Raw genomic sequence first — 16,891 nt, 5'->3', positions numbered from 1 at the left:
ATGTTTGAGAATTTTAGGGAGCAATTAGAAGGGAAGAAAGTATTGGTAACAGGAGGAGCTGGTTTTATAGGCTCTAATCTTTGCGAAGCTTTATTAGAACTTGGAGTAAAAGTCACCTGTTTGGATAATTTTGCTACAGGGCATAAACATAATATTGAGCCTTTTCTCTCGAATACCAATTTCACCTTGATAGAAGGAGATATTCGTGATTTAGCTACTTGTCATGCTGTAAGTAAGTCCCAAGACTTTGTGCTTCATGAAGCAGCTTTAGGTTCTGTTCCAAGATCTATCAATGATCCCATCACTACCAATGATGTCAATGTAGGTGGATTTTTGAATATGCTGGTAGCCGCTAGAGATGCAGGAGTGAAGCGCTTCATCTATGCTGCAAGTAGTTCTACCTATGGGGATTCTGAGTCCTTGCCCAAGGTTGAGGAGGTAATAGGTAAACCACTCTCTCCTTATGCAATTACCAAATATGTTAACGAGTTGTATGCAGAGAATTTCTTTAAGACCTACGGTTTAAACACTATTGGATTAAGATACTTCAATGTATTTGGTAAAAGACAAGATCCAAATGGAGCTTATGCTGCCGTGATTCCTCTTTTTGTAAAGAAATTTATGAATCATGAGAGTCCAGTAATCAATGGAGATGGGACATTCTCCCGTGATTTTACTTATATAGACAATGTGATTCAGATGAATTTGTTGTGTTTGTCCACAGATAATCAAGAAGCCTTGAATCAAGTGTATAATACTGCAGTGGGAGATCGAACTAACTTAGTTCAATTGTGTGAATTAATTAAAAAGCATCTTTCAGTTTATGATCAATCTATCTCAGATATAGAAATTGTTCATGGTCCTAATCGAAAAGGTGATATTCCACATTCTTTGGCCTCAGTTGAGAAAGCTAATAAAATGCTTGGCTATAAAGCTACTCATTCAATTGATAAAGGGGTTGAGGAGGCTGTGGATTGGTATTGCAAAAATTTATAGAAGAAAGTAATTTGAAGATGACAGACAATAATATTTTGAAAATTAAGAAAGGTAGACTTCAGGGAGAAGTTAAAGTAAGTGGTGCAAAGAATGGTGGGTTAAAGCTGTTAACTGCTTCTGTACTTACTGATGAAACTATTGAGTTATTTAATTCTCCCAATGGACTATTAGATATGCAGGTTCATATTCAGATGTTAAATCAAATGGGTAAAACTTGTACTGAAAATGGAGATTACTTAAGAATTTCTGAAAATAGATTATCCCCAGAATTACTTTGGGATGAGAGATCTATAAGGAATTCTCTTTTAATATTGGGAGCTCTTACTACTCGTTTTGGTGAAGGTAAAGTTCCACTCCCCGGTGGATGTAAACTTGGAGATCGTAAGTTTGATTTACATGTTATGATCCTTGAGCAAATGGGTGCTAAAGTATGGGAGGAAGATGGTTATTTGTGTACAAAAGTTGAGGGTCAATTAAAAGGAACCGAAATATTTTTACCTATTAGATCTACAGGGGCAACAGAAAATGGAATTTTTTGTGCTACTCTAGCGAAAGGAACTACAACAATTTGGAACCCTCATATTCGTCCGGAGATTATTGATTTAATTGGAATGCTCAATAAAATGGGCTCAAAAATTAAGGTATATGGTCAGAAGTGCATTGTTATCGAAGGAGTCCAAAAGCTTTCTGGTGTAAAGCATACTGTTGTTCCTGATAATATGGAAGCGCTTACGTGGGCTATTGGATCTGTAATTACCAAAGGTGATGTAGAAATTCAGAATTTCCCTTTCGAACATCTTGAAGTTCCCTTAATATATCTGAGAGAAAGTGGAATGAAGTTTTATAGAGGTCAGGATAGCTTAATTGTTAGAGGAGGAGATAATTATCCGATCGAAATAAGTACCGGACCCTATCCTGGTATTAATTCAGATATGCAACCATTATTTGCAGTTTATGGAGCAATGTCTGAAGGGACTTCAAAAATTATTGATTTGCGTTTTCCCGGCCGATATGCATATGCTGAAGAAATGGCAAAAATGGGCGTAGAATACGAAATTCAAGGAGAAATGTTAGTTATTAAGGGTGGTAACCCTTTACATGGTGCAACTGTTAAAGCATTAGATCTAAGGGCTGGAATAGCATTAATGTTAGCTGGCTTAACTGCTGAAGGTGAAACTACTATTGAAAATGCTTGGCAAATTCAGAGAGGATACGAGAATTTGGACTCTAAACTTAAAGTCTTATTAGGTTGATATTCGCTATATTTTTATTTAGAGCTTCGATGATTATTAAGGGACAAAGAAAAAAACAAAGAATGTATTTATGAGTTCCTTTTTAAAGGACGTTTCAAGGGTAGGCTTATCTAATATTTTTATTATATTTTTTGGTTTAGGAACCTCGATAGTTACAGCTAGATTTATAGGGCCTGAAGGAAATGGAATTATAGCAGGTCTTTTAGTGTATCCATCATTGTTTATGAGTTTTGGTTCTTTAGGAATAAGGCAGTCAACTACTTATTTTTTGGGAAAAAGTATATATTCGGAAGATCAAATAAAGGTCGCGATCTCTCAAATATGGATGATATCAACATTGTTTTCTGTAATTATTAGTTTTTTTTTAATTCGCTACTTTAGCAAAACGGGTGATAATTTAAATCTAGTTATTTTAGCTTTATTACCGATACCATTTACTTTGTTTAACACCTATAATTCTGGTATTTTTTTGGGAAAAAATGATATTAAAACTTTTAATAAAATAAATTGGATTCCTTCTTTAATCGCTTTATTATCAACCATTATTTTCGTGTTGCTATTAAAAATGGATGTACAAGGAGCAATGATTGCTAGTATAAGTGCTCCACTTTTCATGTCTATCCTATTACTATTTAAGAATAAATTTATTAAATTTTTTAGTATTAAATATGAATGGAAAATTATAAAAGATATGCTTAGTCTGGGTTCAGTATATGCTGTTGCTCTTTTAGTTATTAATTTGAATTATAAAGTAGATATCATAATTCTAGATAAGCTTAGCATTCCATATGAAATGGGGATTTATTCTAAAGGATCTGCGATTACTCAATACTTATGGCAAATTCCAATGATTTTCAGCACAATTGTATTTGTGAGAAGTGCTGTAAGTAAAAATGATGTGCAATTTTCTCACAAAGTAGCTCAGTTATTAAGACTCTCCTTTCTTGCTATAGGGATTGGATCACTTGTTCTATATTTGTTTTCTGAACAGATAATTATTGGTATGTATGGGGAACCTTATCAAGAGAGTGTAGAGGTTTTAAATTATTTACTTCCTGGTGTATTAATATTAACAATCTATAAAGTAATGAATATGGATTTGGCAGGAAAAGGCAAGCCTTGGATCAGTATGAAGGCCATGCTTCCAGCACTCGGGATAAATATTTTTTTTAACTTTATTTTAATCCCTAGTTATGGAGCTAATGGTGCGGCTATAGCTTCCACAATTAGTTATGCAATAGCTGGGATTTTCTTCTTGCATTTTTATAGTTTAGAGGTTGGGATACGAATAACTCAAATATTGACATACAAAAAATCTGATTTTGACCCAATTTTAAACATTATTAATAAAGTAAAAAACTAGGATGAAGGTTTTTGAAAATTTTAATCTTACAAATTATAATTCATATAAAATTGAAAGTTATTGCTCTAAAGCATATTTCCCTGAATCTGAAAATGATTTCTTAAAAATTTTTAAGCAGCATAATCTAAAGGAATTTGTTTTAATTGGAAACGGAAATAATATTATTCTCAGTAAATCTGAATATGAAAGACCATTCATTATTTTGAACGAAAATTTCAAAGAAATTAATGTTGACAAAACTCTTATAGAGGCAGAATCTGGAGCTACTGCTCTTGAAATAAGTTCTGTCGCATTAAAACATAGTCTTACTGGGGTCGAATTTTTGTACGACATTCCAAGTTCTGTTGGTGGAGCTGTCATAATGAATGCTGGAACAAAAGAGGGAGAAACAAAGGATGTTTTATATAAAGTGCGATATTTGGATTTAAGTGATTTAATTATTAAGGAAAGATTTAGTGAAGAAATAGGTCTCTCATATAGAAACAGTTTTTTTCAGAATAATACAGGTTGTATTATCTTGAAAGCTTGGTTTAAGTTGCGAAAGGGGAATAATGAACATATTGAAAAATTGATGATTGATTCAAAGAATAGGAGATGGTCTATACAACCTAGAGATTATCCTAATTGCGGAAGTGTCTTCAAGCGACCTCCAGGGAAGTTTGTAGGTCCTATGTTGGACGAGTTAGGACTTAAGGGATTTAGTGTGGGCGGTGCCAAAGTGTCTGAAAAACATAGCGGTTTTATCATCAATTTTAATCGTGCTACAGGACAAAATATTCTCGATCTAATTTCGGAAGTTAAAAATCGTGTAAAGGATAAATTTGGTATCATTTTGGAAGTTGAACAAAGAATTATTTGAAATTGAAAATTGCATTTATAATTGCAAGCATAAATTCAAAAAGTAACGGCCTGGGAGGTCATTACCATAGTCTACTGGAAACAGCTCAACAAATTGCTGCTCATCATGAAGTTTTTATAATTAATGTTGGCAATAACCCGGCTAAAGCGCTGGAAGACACAAAAATAAAACTACACTCAGTTATTTTCAAAGGTCCTGCTATTTTTAGAACTCACAGTTCTATAAAAAAAATATTAAAATCTGAACAACCTGATATTTTACATGCATTTGATTCATTAGCTTATTACTGGGTTCGTTTAGCAGGGCATAAACTTCAAATTCCATTTTGTGTAACAAAATGTGGCGGGATAAATTCAGTATATTTCCCGTATGCTAAAAATTTAATTTTATTTAGTACAGAGAATTTAAACTTTTTTAAATCGAAAAGGAAATTCGAAGATAGTAATCTTTACCTAATACCTAATCGAATAAAATACTTTGAAAGTGACAAAACTCGGATTGAAAAAATAAAAAATAATCTTGGGGAAAAAACTGAAGTTTTCAAATTTTTAAGGATAACTAGAATTGGTAAATATTACCATAGTAGTTCTACACAACTCATTAATCTTGTAAATAAGCTTTCGTTAGATGGTTTTAAGTGCTGTGTTATTTTTATTGGTATTGTGGAAGATAAAAATTGTTTACAGGAATTGAGAATACTTGGTAAAGATAATTGTTTCTTTTTTACTGAATCAGAATTTACAAAAGATGCAAAACAACTTATAAGTGTTGCCGACGCTGTTTTAGGTACCGGTAGAAGTTTTATGGAAGCTGCTGCCAAAAATAAAATTTTATTAAGCCCAGTTCAAAATAGTTCCATTCCTATTATAATAACACAGAAAAATTTTGATACAGCATTTTATTATAATTTTTCAGAAAGGATAAAAATAGAAAATTATAATGAGTCATTTAATTATAATAAGATTAAATCTATAATTCAAAATAAGGATGAACAAACTAGAAATATAAATTTTATACGTAGAATTTTTAATGAATATTTTAATACAGATAAAATTGCAGTTAAATATGAGAAAGTTTATTCTAATACTCGAAATAATAAAATACCAAAAGTAGGTGCTGATTTTTTACTGCATACTCTTTTTTTAATCCGTAATTATTATCGTTGATGCGAGAACAACAGATAAATTACTATTTCAAAACAAATTGGAAAGAGATATTTTTTTTTATTATCCTGTGGTTATTACTTTATATCGAACCAGTTAAGATTGGATCATTAAAAATTTCACAAATATGGAAAGCCGGTGTTGTAGTAGGTATGTTCGGGTATTTGTTTGTAAAACACCTTCCTGTTTATGTATGGATTGGGTTTTTATTTTCTTTCAAATATCTTATTTATATTAAGGTGCCTTATGGTTTTTTAACAGCAATACAAAATGCTTTAGAATCAATGATATTCCCTTTGTTTCTTGGTTTTTTCTATATAAAATATAAAAATCGTTCTGACTCTTTTGAACGATTAAGCAATATTGCTATTTCCCTTTCTTTATTTTTGATTTTTTCAACTGTACCATTTATGTTTGGATTGGAAACACTTAATCCTGTAACTGAATTAGATAAATATGGTATAGAAGGTACTGCTACGAAAGGTTTGTTTTATCATGTTGCAGTATCTTCAAAAATTTTCAGTATAGCAACCATTGTTTTAATAAATTCATATGATCGGTTTTCAAACAATTTCAAAAATAAAATTATTTGGATTTTTGCCATTTTACTCGGCATTTGGTTTGTTTTTTCAAGTTGGACTCGAACAGGGTGGTTTATTTTTTTGATTGTAATATTAGTAAGCCTTTTTTATAATTCTAGCTCTAGGAAAAAAATAATTTCAGTAATCTTAAGTTTTTTTATTTTCATTTCTATTTTTTGGATGTACGATAATAATCAAGCGTTTCACTTTCGATTAACTGGAGGTTCTGTTTACCGACAAGATACTGAATTATCTGTTGAACAGTTATCCAGTGCCAGATTACCATTTATTATAGTTGCTCTAGATAATCTTAAAGAAGAAGGATTGCTCGGGCAGTCTTTAGGATATGGTACTCAACATTCAATAGATTTGTTTGAGAAAAAAACTGGTATGTCTATCGTGTCTCACAATGCTACCTTTAATATTTTGGAAAGTTCTGGTATATTAGGTTTATTACTTTTCTGGATTTTTATTTTTTTAATCTATATAAGGATTAAAAGATATTGGAAGTTTTTGGATGACAAATTTCAAAAAAATATATTGGTTTTATTTTTTCTATTTATTGGCTTTTATTTAACTTCTCATGGGACTCCATTTTGGGGCGAGATAATTTATAGTTGTTATATTATTGCTGCCTTATCTAATAAGAAAATTTCTGAACATGCAACAAAAAATTCTTTTAATAGAGATTTGCAACTACGATGATTATCCAATAGGTGGATATCTTGCATTTGCTAAACAAATGGTTACTGCATTTAAAGATGATCTTGCATTAGTTGGATTATCTACTGATAACACTCCTGTTGGACGGTGGACAAAAAAAGAAATAGATGGAATTAATTTCGATTTCTTCTCCGTGAGAAAGGTTGTAAAAACTAATAGGAGAACTTTAATCCCAGGAAGATTAAAATCGTATTGGAGTGTCAGGAAATATAAAAAAGAAATTTTTGTAAAGGATTTTGCAAAAGTTTTTGTTCAGACTCCTGAGGTTTTATTTGCTTTGGACAGACAAAAAATTCCGGAGTTATTTACTAGGATTCCTGGGGTTGAAAACCCTATGATGATCTCCAGGTACTGGTATGGAAAATATTTCTCGTATTTATTTGATATAATGTTCTTTAAATCATTAAACAGATCAAAATTGATTTTTGCTTCTGCAAATAGAGAGGCAATACATAATTTTATTTATAGGGATAAGAAATGTCGATTAGAAGGAAGAGTAATTCAGTTTCCTACTAGAGTGGATACAAAAATTTTTCATCCAATACCAAAATTATTAGCCCGTCACCATCTTCAGTTATCCGAAGAAAAAATAATTATAACAACCACAGGGAGGCTGAGTAAGTTGAAGGGGTGGGAATTGATGCTTGAATCCTTTATGGTTTTGAGAAAAGACTTCCCTAATGCTTTTTTTATGTTTTTAGGAGATGGTGAAGATAGAAAAACAATTGAAGAGTTCATCCAAAATAATGATTTGGAAGGCAATGTTTTCTTGGCAGGACGATTAGATCACAGGATGCTTGCTCTTTATCTCAATGCTTCAGATGTTTTTGTTATGGGTTCTTTTATTGAAGGATGGGCTACTTCGTTAATGGAAGCTATTGCTTGTGCAAAACCAATAGTAGCTACAAATTTTAGCAGCGCAAAAGAATTAATTGAACAAGGAAAAAACGGATTTGTATTAGAAAACAGAAACGCTAATGAATTTTCAAATGGAATTTTAAAAGCCTTAGAACTACCAGATAGTAATCTTTTAAAGAAAGTTGAAGATATTCAAATATATTCAACTTCCAACCTTAGGGTATCACTTGAACAATATTTTGACAGCTAAAATGAGTTATTTAAAAAAAATACTTAAAAAAATGAGGGACTTATATCTTCTCCATTGGAAATGGAGAAGATATAATATCGAAAGAGGTTTCCATGCCGGTAGAAATGTGAATATATGGTGCAAATCTGAAATCAAAATAGGGAAAAACTTTTATATAGGGAGAAATTCTCAAATTGAGTGTGACACAGTGATTGGGAATAATGTAATATTTGGAAATAATGTAGCCTTAGTTGGCAAATACGATCATCACTTTCAAGAAATTGGTATTCCAATAAGATTTGCTTCACAGATACGAGATCATACTTATTCATGGAAAGGATTAAATTCCAAAGTTATTATTGGGGATGATGTTTGGGTTGGTTATGGGTCAATTTTGTTAAGCGGGATTAAAATAGGGAAGGGTTCAATAGTAGCAGCAGGTTCAGTTGTTACTAAAGATGTGGAACCATATGCTATTGTGGGAGGAAATCCAGCTAAACTATTAAAGAATCGTTTCAGTGAATTTGAAATTAAAGAACATGAAGACGTCTTAAAAAAAAATAAATTTTAGTGAAGAATGAAAATGCTTGGTTATAATATTTCTACCAAATACCCAAAATTGCCTGTTCAAGCAAAAACAATTATAAGTACCATTAATCCTCATTCATACTGTGTAGCAAGTAAAGATAAAATATTTCATGAAGCTTTAAAGCAAAGTGACTATTTATTTCCGGATGGGATTGGGATTGTTTTGGCAGCAAAAGTACTGAATAGGAGAAAAATAAATAAAATAGCAGGGTATGATATTTTTATTTATTTGATGAAATATTTAAATCAGATTGAAGGTAAATGTTTTTTTCTTGGTGCTTCCCCGCAAACTTTAACGATTATAAAAGCACGAGCAGCATTGGACTTCCCAAAAGTAAAAGTCGTTAGTTTTTCACCTGCATATAAGATTGATTTTTCTGAGTATGAAAATATTGAAATGCGTACCAAGATAAATGAAATACGTCCTGATGTTCTATTTGTTGGTATGACCGCTCCTAAACAAGAAAAATGGGTTTACTCACAAAAGCAGAATCTGAATGTTAACATCATTTGTTCCATTGGTGCTGTTTTTGATTTTTACGCAGGAAATGTTCAAAGACCCAGTCAATTTTGGATTGATATTGGATTGGAGTGGTTTCCAAGGTTTATCAAGGAGCCTAAGAGATTATGGCGTCGAAACCTAATTTCCACTCCTCAATTTATTTTTGAGGTTCTCCGTGCTAAATTTAGCCAATGAAAATACGGCTTCTTTTTATTTCTATTTTTTCATTTCTTTTTTCAGGTACTTTAAGATCTCAGGTTTTTCAAAATACCTATCCTAAAGAAAGGGAATTAAGTCGGAGATACAGTTTGAGCTTATCAGACACTTCCTCAGTTCAAGATTTTAGGTATTCATTTATCCAAGAAACTCAAGTAGAAGATATTGATTGGGGCATTTCTTATTCATTCAGCCCCTTAGTTTCTTTTCAAAGAATAAGTTCCAGGTCAAACTATGGTTGGGATGATCGTGGTGTATTACCTGTGAAAGGCTATCAATCCTATTGGTCTGGAGGCATAAATGCTTCCTGGAAATTCATTAGACTGGAATTTAATCCGGAAATAGTTTTTGGAAGCAAAGGGACTAAACCTGAGTTTTTACAGGATTGGTCTAATTCTCAAATCGATGATTTTTATTTCGACTTAAACTATGGTGATTTCCCCCAATCTTTTGGAGATGGTTTGTATTCAAAGCTATGGTGGGGGCAAACTAAATTAGTAGCCCAATTTGGGGCCTTTGAGACCGGTATTTCGACCAAAAATATCTGGTGGGGACCTGGACAGTGGAATTCATTGACTTTTTCAAATAATGCTGCTGGATTTCCACATTTTACCCTCAATACCCATCGACCAGCAAAGACTTTCATAGGAGGGATTGAGCTTCAACTCTTAATGGGGAAGCTTGCCTCCAGTAGACTAGGTGGCACCGGAATTAACGAATTGGATGAGAAGTATTTTGATCCAATTTCTAGTGATTGGAGATATTTGAATGCATTTTCCTTCACATGGCATCCTAAATGGATCAAAGGAATTTCATTTGGATTTAGCCGAACTGTCCAACAATACAGTGAAACTTTATCAGGCCGTTTTGTTGATTTATTCCCGGTTTTTCAAGGCTTTCAGAAAAAGCGGTTTTTCGAAGGGGGAAATACGGTGGATTTTGACGGAAATGGGCAGGATCAGCAATTTACTATTTTCGGTTCATTTAAAAATAGACCTTCCCAGCTTGAAGTTTATTTTGAGTTTGGAAGAAGAGACCATGCATTTAATTGGCGGGAATTTGTTTTGAATCCAGAGCATGCTCGTGCCTATATTTTGGGATTAGTCAAACTTTTTGACTTACCAGATTTGAATAAAAAAATTCAAATTCGATCTGAAATCACTCAGCAACAAGAATCTGTAAATAGATATATCAGATATAGAGGGTTGCAGGGGTTAAGCAGTTGGCATATGCACCATCAGGCAAGAGGTTTTACGAATTTTGGTCAACCCATTGGAGTAGGGATGGGGCCTGGTGCCAATATTCAGACTTTAGAAGTGGCATTGGTTGATGATTTTGATAAAAAAGGAATCATTTTCGAACGTTTAGAAAATCGACAAGGATTTTTCTATCGGACATTTGGTCAGCAAAGTGTTCGCAAACCCTGGATCGATCTCTCTCTAGGTTTCTTATACGACAAGAAATTCGATAACCTTTTGCTGAGCTCCAAGCTTCAGCTTATCCATGCCCGAAACTATCAGTGGCAACTGGATCCGACAAGTACACCTGACTTCCCGAAAGGGGAGAACATGACTAGTGTAATGGCGCAGGTAAGCCTGATTTATTTCTGGAATAAAGGAAGTAAGCAGTAATCTATTTCTGAAAATCGCTTACGGATAGTTGATCATGGGAGAGGATAGTTATCCTTTCAAACTCAAGTCTTTTTATCTTCTTTACTTTGAATAAAGAAAAGGCCGTTAATAAAAATTTTCAAAAAAAAATCATCTTCAAAAAACTGTAGTTTAAAAAGAAATAAGAAGTGATTAAATACATTTTTTTGTTTTTTGATGATTTAAAGCCTTAATTTTATTTTGCTGAATCTGTAATAAACTTAGGCTTCAGCTACATTTTTCATAACTTTGTCCTTAATTATTTAGCCATGTTTCATTTCTACGCCACATTAATCGCTTTTTCGGTTACTTTTTTAGTGATGCCGGTCCTGATTTCCATCCTTAAAAAGAAGAATATTGGAGATGCCCCTGGGGGCAGGAAGATCCACAAAAACTTTGTTCCCTCCATGGGAGGAATAGCCATCTTTATAGCATCAGCAGTTGCTTTGGCAATCTGGGCTTGGCAGTTTCCAATACCTGATATTCGCTTTCTTCTTGGCGCTGTAGCCCTGATGTTTTTCGTGGGCTTTCGGGATGATATGGTGGAGCTTAAAGCGACTCATAAAATTCTCGGACAGCTGGTTGCTGTGCTTCTTGTGGTGGTGGTATCTGATATTCGAATCAAGGATCTTCATGGCTTCCTCGGAGTTGGGGAACTGAATACTATAGTTAGCTACGGTTTTTCTGCCTTTGTTATCTTAGCGCTTACCAATGGCTTCAATCTGATTGATGGACTTGATGGCTTGGCAGGTACTATGGCAACCATTGTTTTCTCCTGCCTTGGAGCCTGGTTTTTGATTCAGGGCCTTGAGAGTTATGCCTTGCTTTCGTTTATTTTCCTAGGAGCAGTTGTCGCTTTCTTGTTCTTTAACTGGCATCCGGCAAAAATCTTTATGGGGGATACAGGTTCCCTAATGATTGGATTTACCATGGCTGCATTGATTATTGCATTTATGGAAACCAATGCTGCTCTTCCTGAAGATAATTTCTGGAGATTCACACCGGTCTTTACAGCCGGAATCACTTTAATGATCTTCCCGCTCTATGATATGGCAAGAGTCTTTACCCGAAGGATCAGTAAGGGGCAAGGTCCTATGACTCCGGATAAAAGTCATGTGCATCATTTTTTGATGCGCATGGGTCTCAAGCATAATCAGGTGGCACTTGTTTTAGGTGGATTGCAGTTGAGTTTTATTGTTTTGATTTTTCTTATGAAAGATTTTTCAGATCATTTAGCACTTCCTATTATATCCGTAATAGTTCTATTATTGGGCTATAGACTTGATCAGATTACTGTAAAGTATGTGAAGAAAAAAGTGAAAAAAGAACCTAAGGTTCTTGAAAATAGAAGGTTGACTAAGAAAAGAATAGAATCAAAAATCGTAGATCGGGAAGGTTTTAAGGATTCCCGCATTAATATGAATTAAGAAAACCTTGAAGATTCAAAAAACAAATTAAAGCCCATCAAGGGCTTTTTTTATTTCTTGTAATTGATGGTTTGGTTTTTGATAGTATTGATTTTACCTTTAGAAAGGTTCTTATTCACCTAATTGTAAGAATGTCCTTTAAATATCCACTCTCTTTCCCTGTTTTTGAAGGGAATGAAAAAAAATATTCCAATAAAGCGATTGAGGCTGGTCATTTAGCCACTTATGGAGAATTTATCCCAAAATTTGAGCGAAAGCTTGCGCGGGAAATGCATTCTCATCAAGCAGTGGCTTTAAACTCCGGTACTTCTGCTTTGCATCTGGCAATGGTTCTTTTGGGAATTGGTCCAGGGGATGAGGTGATCTGCCAATCATTTACTTTTTGTGCTTCAGCAAATCCCATCGTTTATCTGGGAGCAAAACCTATTTTCGTAGATAGTGAAAAGGATACCTGGAATATGTGTCCTGAATTGCTTGAGGACGCTATCTTAAGTAGGATAGATCAGGGTAAAAAGCCAAAGGCAATAGTTACAGTCCATCTTTTTGGGATGCCTGCCAAGATGAATGAGATCTTGGAAATTGCCGGAAAATATCAAATACCTGTTTTAGAAGATGCTGCAGAAGCAGTTGGTTCCAAATACTTCGGGAAATTCTGTGGAGCTATAGGCAAAATGGGTGTTTATTCTTTCAACGGAAATAAAATAATCACCACCGGAGGTGGGGGTGCACTGATATCAGATGATGTCTATTTAATTGAAAAGGCAAAATATCTATCCACTCAGGCCCGAGAGGATCTGCCCTATTATCATCATTTGGAGATAGGTTTCAATTATAAAATGAACAACCTAGCCGCTGCTATTGGTCTCGCTCAGCTTGAGCAATTGAATGCCTGGGTGAAAAAAAGAAGGTTGATAAATCAAAGATATAGGGAGCTTTTGGACGGTTTTCCTGGGATTACCTTTCAGGAGGAGCCGGAGGGCTCTTACTCAAACTATTGGTTAAGTACTATTCTGATTGATCCTGATACTAACGGAATCAGTAATGATAAGCTTCGGGTGATATTTCTAAAAAATGATATTGAAACACGTTTTCTTTGGAAACCACTTCATTTACAACCTGTTTTCAAGGATATGCCATATTATGGAGGAAATGTTTCTGAATGCTTGTTTAAAAACGGACTCTGTCTTCCTAGTTCAGTGACTCTTACTCTAGATGACCAAAAGCTGGTTGTCTCTCATATAGAAAAAGAATTAATTAAAACCCTTGGGTGAGTGAATTATAGGTTTTTTTTCAAAAGGATATTGGATGTTTTAATTTCCCTTGGGCTATTTCTTGTCCTGTTTCCAATATTTGTTTTGATAGCCATTACACTGATCATTCACCATAGAGGGAATCCATTTTTTGGGCAGGCCAGACCTGGACTTGCCGGTAAACCTTTCCATATTCTCAAATTCAAAACCATGCGGGACAAATATTGTGAGGAAGGCAGATTGCTTTCTGATGAATTGAGAATTACTGCATTGGGGAAAGTCATAAGAAAGACATCTTTGGATGAAATACCCCAGCTTATCAATGTGCTTAGAGGTGATATGAGTTTGGTAGGTCCAAGGCCACTGCTGGAGGATTATCTTCCTTTGTATTCACAGGAGCAATCCAGAAGACATGAGGTAAAACCGGGAGTGACGGGATGGGCTCAGATCAATGGTAGAAATGCTATCAGTTGGGAGAAGAAGTTTCAGTTAGACGTATGGTATGTGGATAATCTCTCATTATGGATTGATTTAAAAATCCTATTCAGAACATTTTTTAATGTTTTGATGGGAAAAGGAGTGTCCCAAAAAGGAGAAGTGAGTATGAAGAGATTCACAGGGAGATCAGTAGCTTAATTGATTTGGGGTATTAAATCAAACAGATTTAGATTCTGTTATTTGGGATTTAATGCTGGTAATTTTTTTAGTTATAAGTATCTTTGACAGATTATTTTAAAAATCATTAATAATTTGATTAATTTGCGTCATTATTTATAATCACTGAGTAAAATTTAATCTTACTATTTGAATAAATTTCTACTATGAATTTTTTAACCCGGCTTAAGATTCTACCTAGGTGGATAATTGCATCTTTAGATTCCTTAATTCTTTTTTATTGTGCCCTATTTGCATATCTGGTTCGTTTTAATTTTGAATTGGCTTTAATAGAGCAAAATGATGCTTTAGCAGGAAGTTTTACATTTATGATTGGTGGTTTGCTGGTAATGCAAAATACCAGAAGCTATGAAGGGATTGTACGACATACCGGTTTTCGGGATGGCTCCAATATTTTCAAGACAGTTGTTATCAATTTTGTTCTCTTCCTATTCTTGAATTTTTTTAGAGGCAATTTCTTAAATGATAGATTTTTACTTCCAACCTCTGTTCTCATTATAGCAAGTTTATCATCCTTATTCATGTTGATTTTTTATCGACTGTTGGTTAAGGAATTATTTGTTTACCTGAAAAACGGATTCTTAGTAAAGAACCTTAAAAACGGAGTGATCTTCGGGGCAGGTGAAGCAGGAATTATTGCACAGGAAGCAATCAAAAGAGATGGGCAAAGTATTTTTAATACGATTGCTTTTTTGGATGATGATCCAAAAAAAGAAGGAAAAAATATTGCCGGTAAACGAATTTATAAAGGCCTCGGCGATTTAGAAAGTCTTGTTTCAGAGTTTGGGGTTACTGAGTTGATTATCGCGGTTCGTGACCTTTCCGTCCAACGGAAAAATGAAATTATTGACGAATGTCTAAGGCTAAATGTCTCTGTTTGTATTGTACCTCCGGTAGATCAATGGATCAATGGTGGTTTGACAGCAGGTGCTATTCGAGAGGTCAAAATTGAGGACCTGTTGAGTAGAGAGCCAATTTTATTGGATAACCCTAGAATTCATCAGGATTTACAAGGTAAAGTAATCTTGGTTACCGGAGCAGCCGGTTCTATAGGATCTGAAATCTGCAGACAGATTAGCCATTATGAGCCAAAACTTCTTATCCTGTTTGATATCGCAGAGTCAGCTCTCTATGATGTGCAGCAGGAATTCAAAGAAAACCATTCACACTGCCCAATAAAAATTGTTTTGGGGGATGTGAGAAACAAGAAAAAAGTTAAAGAGGTATTCAAGTCTTATAAGCCTCAAGTTGTATTTCATGCCGCTGCCTACAAGCATGTGCCTATGATGGAAAATTATCCTGAGGAGGCTGTACATTCCAATATTTTGGGAACAAAGCTACTTGCTGACATAGCAGTATTGGCTCAAGTGGAAAAGTTTGTATTTGTGTCAACAGATAAAGCTGTAAACCCTACAAATGTAATGGGAGCCAGTAAGAGAGCTGCTGAAATGTATGTTCAGGCTTTGAATGAGTACTTAGAGAGAAATCATAAAAAATATCATACAAAGTTTATTACCACTCGGTTCGGAAATGTACTTGGTTCAAATGGTTCGGTGATTCCGCTTTTCAAAAAGCAGATCATGAACGGAGGTCCCATTACTGTCACACACCCTGATATCACAAGGTATTTCATGACCATACCGGAAGCCTGTCAACTCGTTCTTGAAGCCGGAATTATGGGCGAAGGAGGGGAGATTTATATTTTTGATATGGGTGAGCCAGTTAAAATATTAGATCTCGCAAAAAAAATGATCAAACTATCTGGAAAGAAAATCGATGAGGAAATCAAAGTTGTGTTTTCTGGACTGAGAGAAGGGGAGAAGCTTTTTGAAGAATTATTGAATGATTTTGAAACAGTTAAAATCACCCATCACCCTAAAATCAAAATTGCACAGGTACCACCTTCATCTTACCATAAGATTGATGGGCAGGTTGAGCTTTTCATGGATATGATCGGGAAAAATTCTGACGATCAACTGGTGAGCCACTTGAAGTCCATAGTTCCTGAGTTTATTTCCAACTCCTCCAGATTTGAAGTTTTGGATAGAATGAATTGAAAAAAGAATCAAGTATTTAGTACCCAGCACTAGGTATACGAGATAAGCCGCTTTATTAAAAGAGCGGTTTTTCTTTTTTCGTTTCCTTCTGAATTCCTATGCCTTGATACTTGAAACCAAAAACCCAAGATATGGAAAAGCTTCTCCCCACAGGCCACCGCCGGCCCGCTTCCATGTCTACCCACCGCACCTTAAGGATGATATATTGCAGTAACCTTCGGTTGAGACATTCTATGAGAGAAATTCCGCTCTAGAGGTGGAATTTGATTGAAGCTTTAAATCATACAGTTGAGAATGACCACGAAGTGGTCAAAGCATTAATAGCCCCGGGTGAGGTACGAAACCCGGGGTTGAAAGAAATAAGATTATTGGTCTCCCGCGCAGGATTTACCTTTGGAAAAGGAAGGCCCGTGCGGGAGGATGGAAACGGATTTTTTCATTCCTTGATTTCACCAAATATCATTTGATTTTGGATCAAAAATATTCCGTTTTGAAATGACGA

14 protein-coding genes are annotated in these 16,891 nt (G+C 34.5%); all 14 read left to right on the top strand.

Going from position 1 to position 16,891, the window contains the following annotated elements; translation table 11 throughout:
* The 14 genes from BVC88_RS20195 to BVC88_RS20130 all read left to right on the top strand — a co-directional run bounded on the left by BVC88_RS20195 (nucleotide 1) and on the right by BVC88_RS20130 (nucleotide 16,389).
* Nucleotides 1-996 carry an SDR family oxidoreductase gene (locus BVC88_RS20195; protein ID WP_075352551.1) on the top strand — a complete coding sequence of 332 codons (996 nt, stop codon included), beginning with the start codon at nucleotides 1-3 and terminating at the stop codon, nucleotides 994-996.
* A gap of 17 nt (nucleotides 997-1,013) precedes the next feature.
* Nucleotides 1,014-2,249 (top strand): UDP-N-acetylglucosamine 1-carboxyvinyltransferase, encoded by a 1,236-nt coding sequence (locus BVC88_RS20190; RefSeq protein ID WP_075352585.1) that lies wholly within the window; start codon nucleotides 1,014-1,016, stop codon nucleotides 2,247-2,249.
* Between the two features lie 70 nt (nucleotides 2,250-2,319).
* The gene (locus tag BVC88_RS20185) at nucleotides 2,320-3,612 is read left to right on the top strand and encodes an oligosaccharide flippase family protein (protein ID WP_075352550.1); all 1,293 of its coding nucleotides are present in this window, start codon (nucleotides 2,320-2,322) and stop codon (nucleotides 3,610-3,612) included.
* A gap of 1 nt (nucleotide 3,613) precedes the next feature.
* Entirely contained in the window at nucleotides 3,614-4,471 is an 858-nt protein-coding gene (murB, locus tag BVC88_RS20180) for a UDP-N-acetylmuramate dehydrogenase (protein ID WP_075352549.1), read from the top strand.
* A 2-nt stretch (nucleotides 4,472-4,473) separates the two neighbouring features.
* The gene (locus BVC88_RS20175; RefSeq protein ID WP_175574463.1) at nucleotides 4,474-5,637 is read left to right on the top strand and encodes a glycosyltransferase; all 1,164 of its coding nucleotides are present in this window, start codon (nucleotides 4,474-4,476) and stop codon (nucleotides 5,635-5,637) included.
* Nucleotides 5,637-6,920, top strand: a complete 1,284-nt coding sequence (locus BVC88_RS20170) for an O-antigen ligase family protein (protein ID WP_075352547.1) — start codon at nucleotides 5,637-5,639, stop codon at nucleotides 6,918-6,920. Before BVC88_RS20175 ends, BVC88_RS20170 begins: the two co-directional genes overlap by 1 nt.
* A complete protein-coding gene (locus tag BVC88_RS20165; RefSeq protein ID WP_075352546.1) occupies nucleotides 6,877-8,046 on the top strand; it encodes a glycosyltransferase in 1,170 nt (389 codons plus the stop codon). Before BVC88_RS20170 ends, BVC88_RS20165 begins: the two co-directional genes overlap by 44 nt.
* A gap of 1 nt (nucleotide 8,047) precedes the next feature.
* Nucleotides 8,048-8,596, top strand: coding sequence for an acyltransferase (locus BVC88_RS20160; protein ID WP_075352545.1), 549 nt, complete (start codon nucleotides 8,048-8,050; stop codon nucleotides 8,594-8,596).
* A 6-nt stretch (nucleotides 8,597-8,602) separates the two neighbouring features.
* Entirely contained in the window at nucleotides 8,603-9,310 is a 708-nt protein-coding gene (locus BVC88_RS20155) for a WecB/TagA/CpsF family glycosyltransferase (protein WP_075352544.1), read from the top strand.
* Nucleotides 9,307-10,962: a capsule assembly Wzi family protein gene (locus BVC88_RS20150; RefSeq protein ID WP_075352543.1), complete on the top strand. Its 1,656-nt coding sequence runs from the start codon at nucleotides 9,307-9,309 to the stop codon at nucleotides 10,960-10,962. Before BVC88_RS20155 ends, BVC88_RS20150 begins: the two co-directional genes overlap by 4 nt.
* 287 nt (nucleotides 10,963-11,249) lie before the next feature.
* Nucleotides 11,250-12,407 carry a glycosyltransferase family 4 protein gene (locus BVC88_RS20145; protein ID WP_075352542.1) on the top strand — a complete coding sequence of 386 codons (1,158 nt, stop codon included), beginning with the start codon at nucleotides 11,250-11,252 and terminating at the stop codon, nucleotides 12,405-12,407.
* Nucleotides 12,408-12,538: 131 nt separating this feature from the next.
* Nucleotides 12,539-13,678, top strand: coding sequence for an aminotransferase class I/II-fold pyridoxal phosphate-dependent enzyme (locus BVC88_RS20140; protein ID WP_075352541.1), 1,140 nt, complete (start codon nucleotides 12,539-12,541; stop codon nucleotides 13,676-13,678).
* Nucleotides 13,679-14,293, top strand: a complete 615-nt coding sequence (locus BVC88_RS20135; protein ID WP_075352540.1) for a sugar transferase — start codon at nucleotides 13,679-13,681, stop codon at nucleotides 14,291-14,293.
* Between the two features lie 185 nt (nucleotides 14,294-14,478).
* Nucleotides 14,479-16,389: a polysaccharide biosynthesis protein gene (locus BVC88_RS20130; protein WP_075352539.1), complete on the top strand. Its 1,911-nt coding sequence runs from the start codon at nucleotides 14,479-14,481 to the stop codon at nucleotides 16,387-16,389.
* Nucleotides 16,390-16,891 lie beyond the last annotated feature (502 nt).

The organism is Algoriphagus marinus (assembly GCF_001936475.1).
Taxonomy (GTDB): domain Bacteria; phylum Bacteroidota; class Bacteroidia; order Cytophagales; family Cyclobacteriaceae; genus Algoriphagus; species Algoriphagus marinus.
The sequence above is the reverse complement of the archived record's forward strand: the minus strand, read 5'-3'. Positions and strand labels throughout refer to the sequence as shown.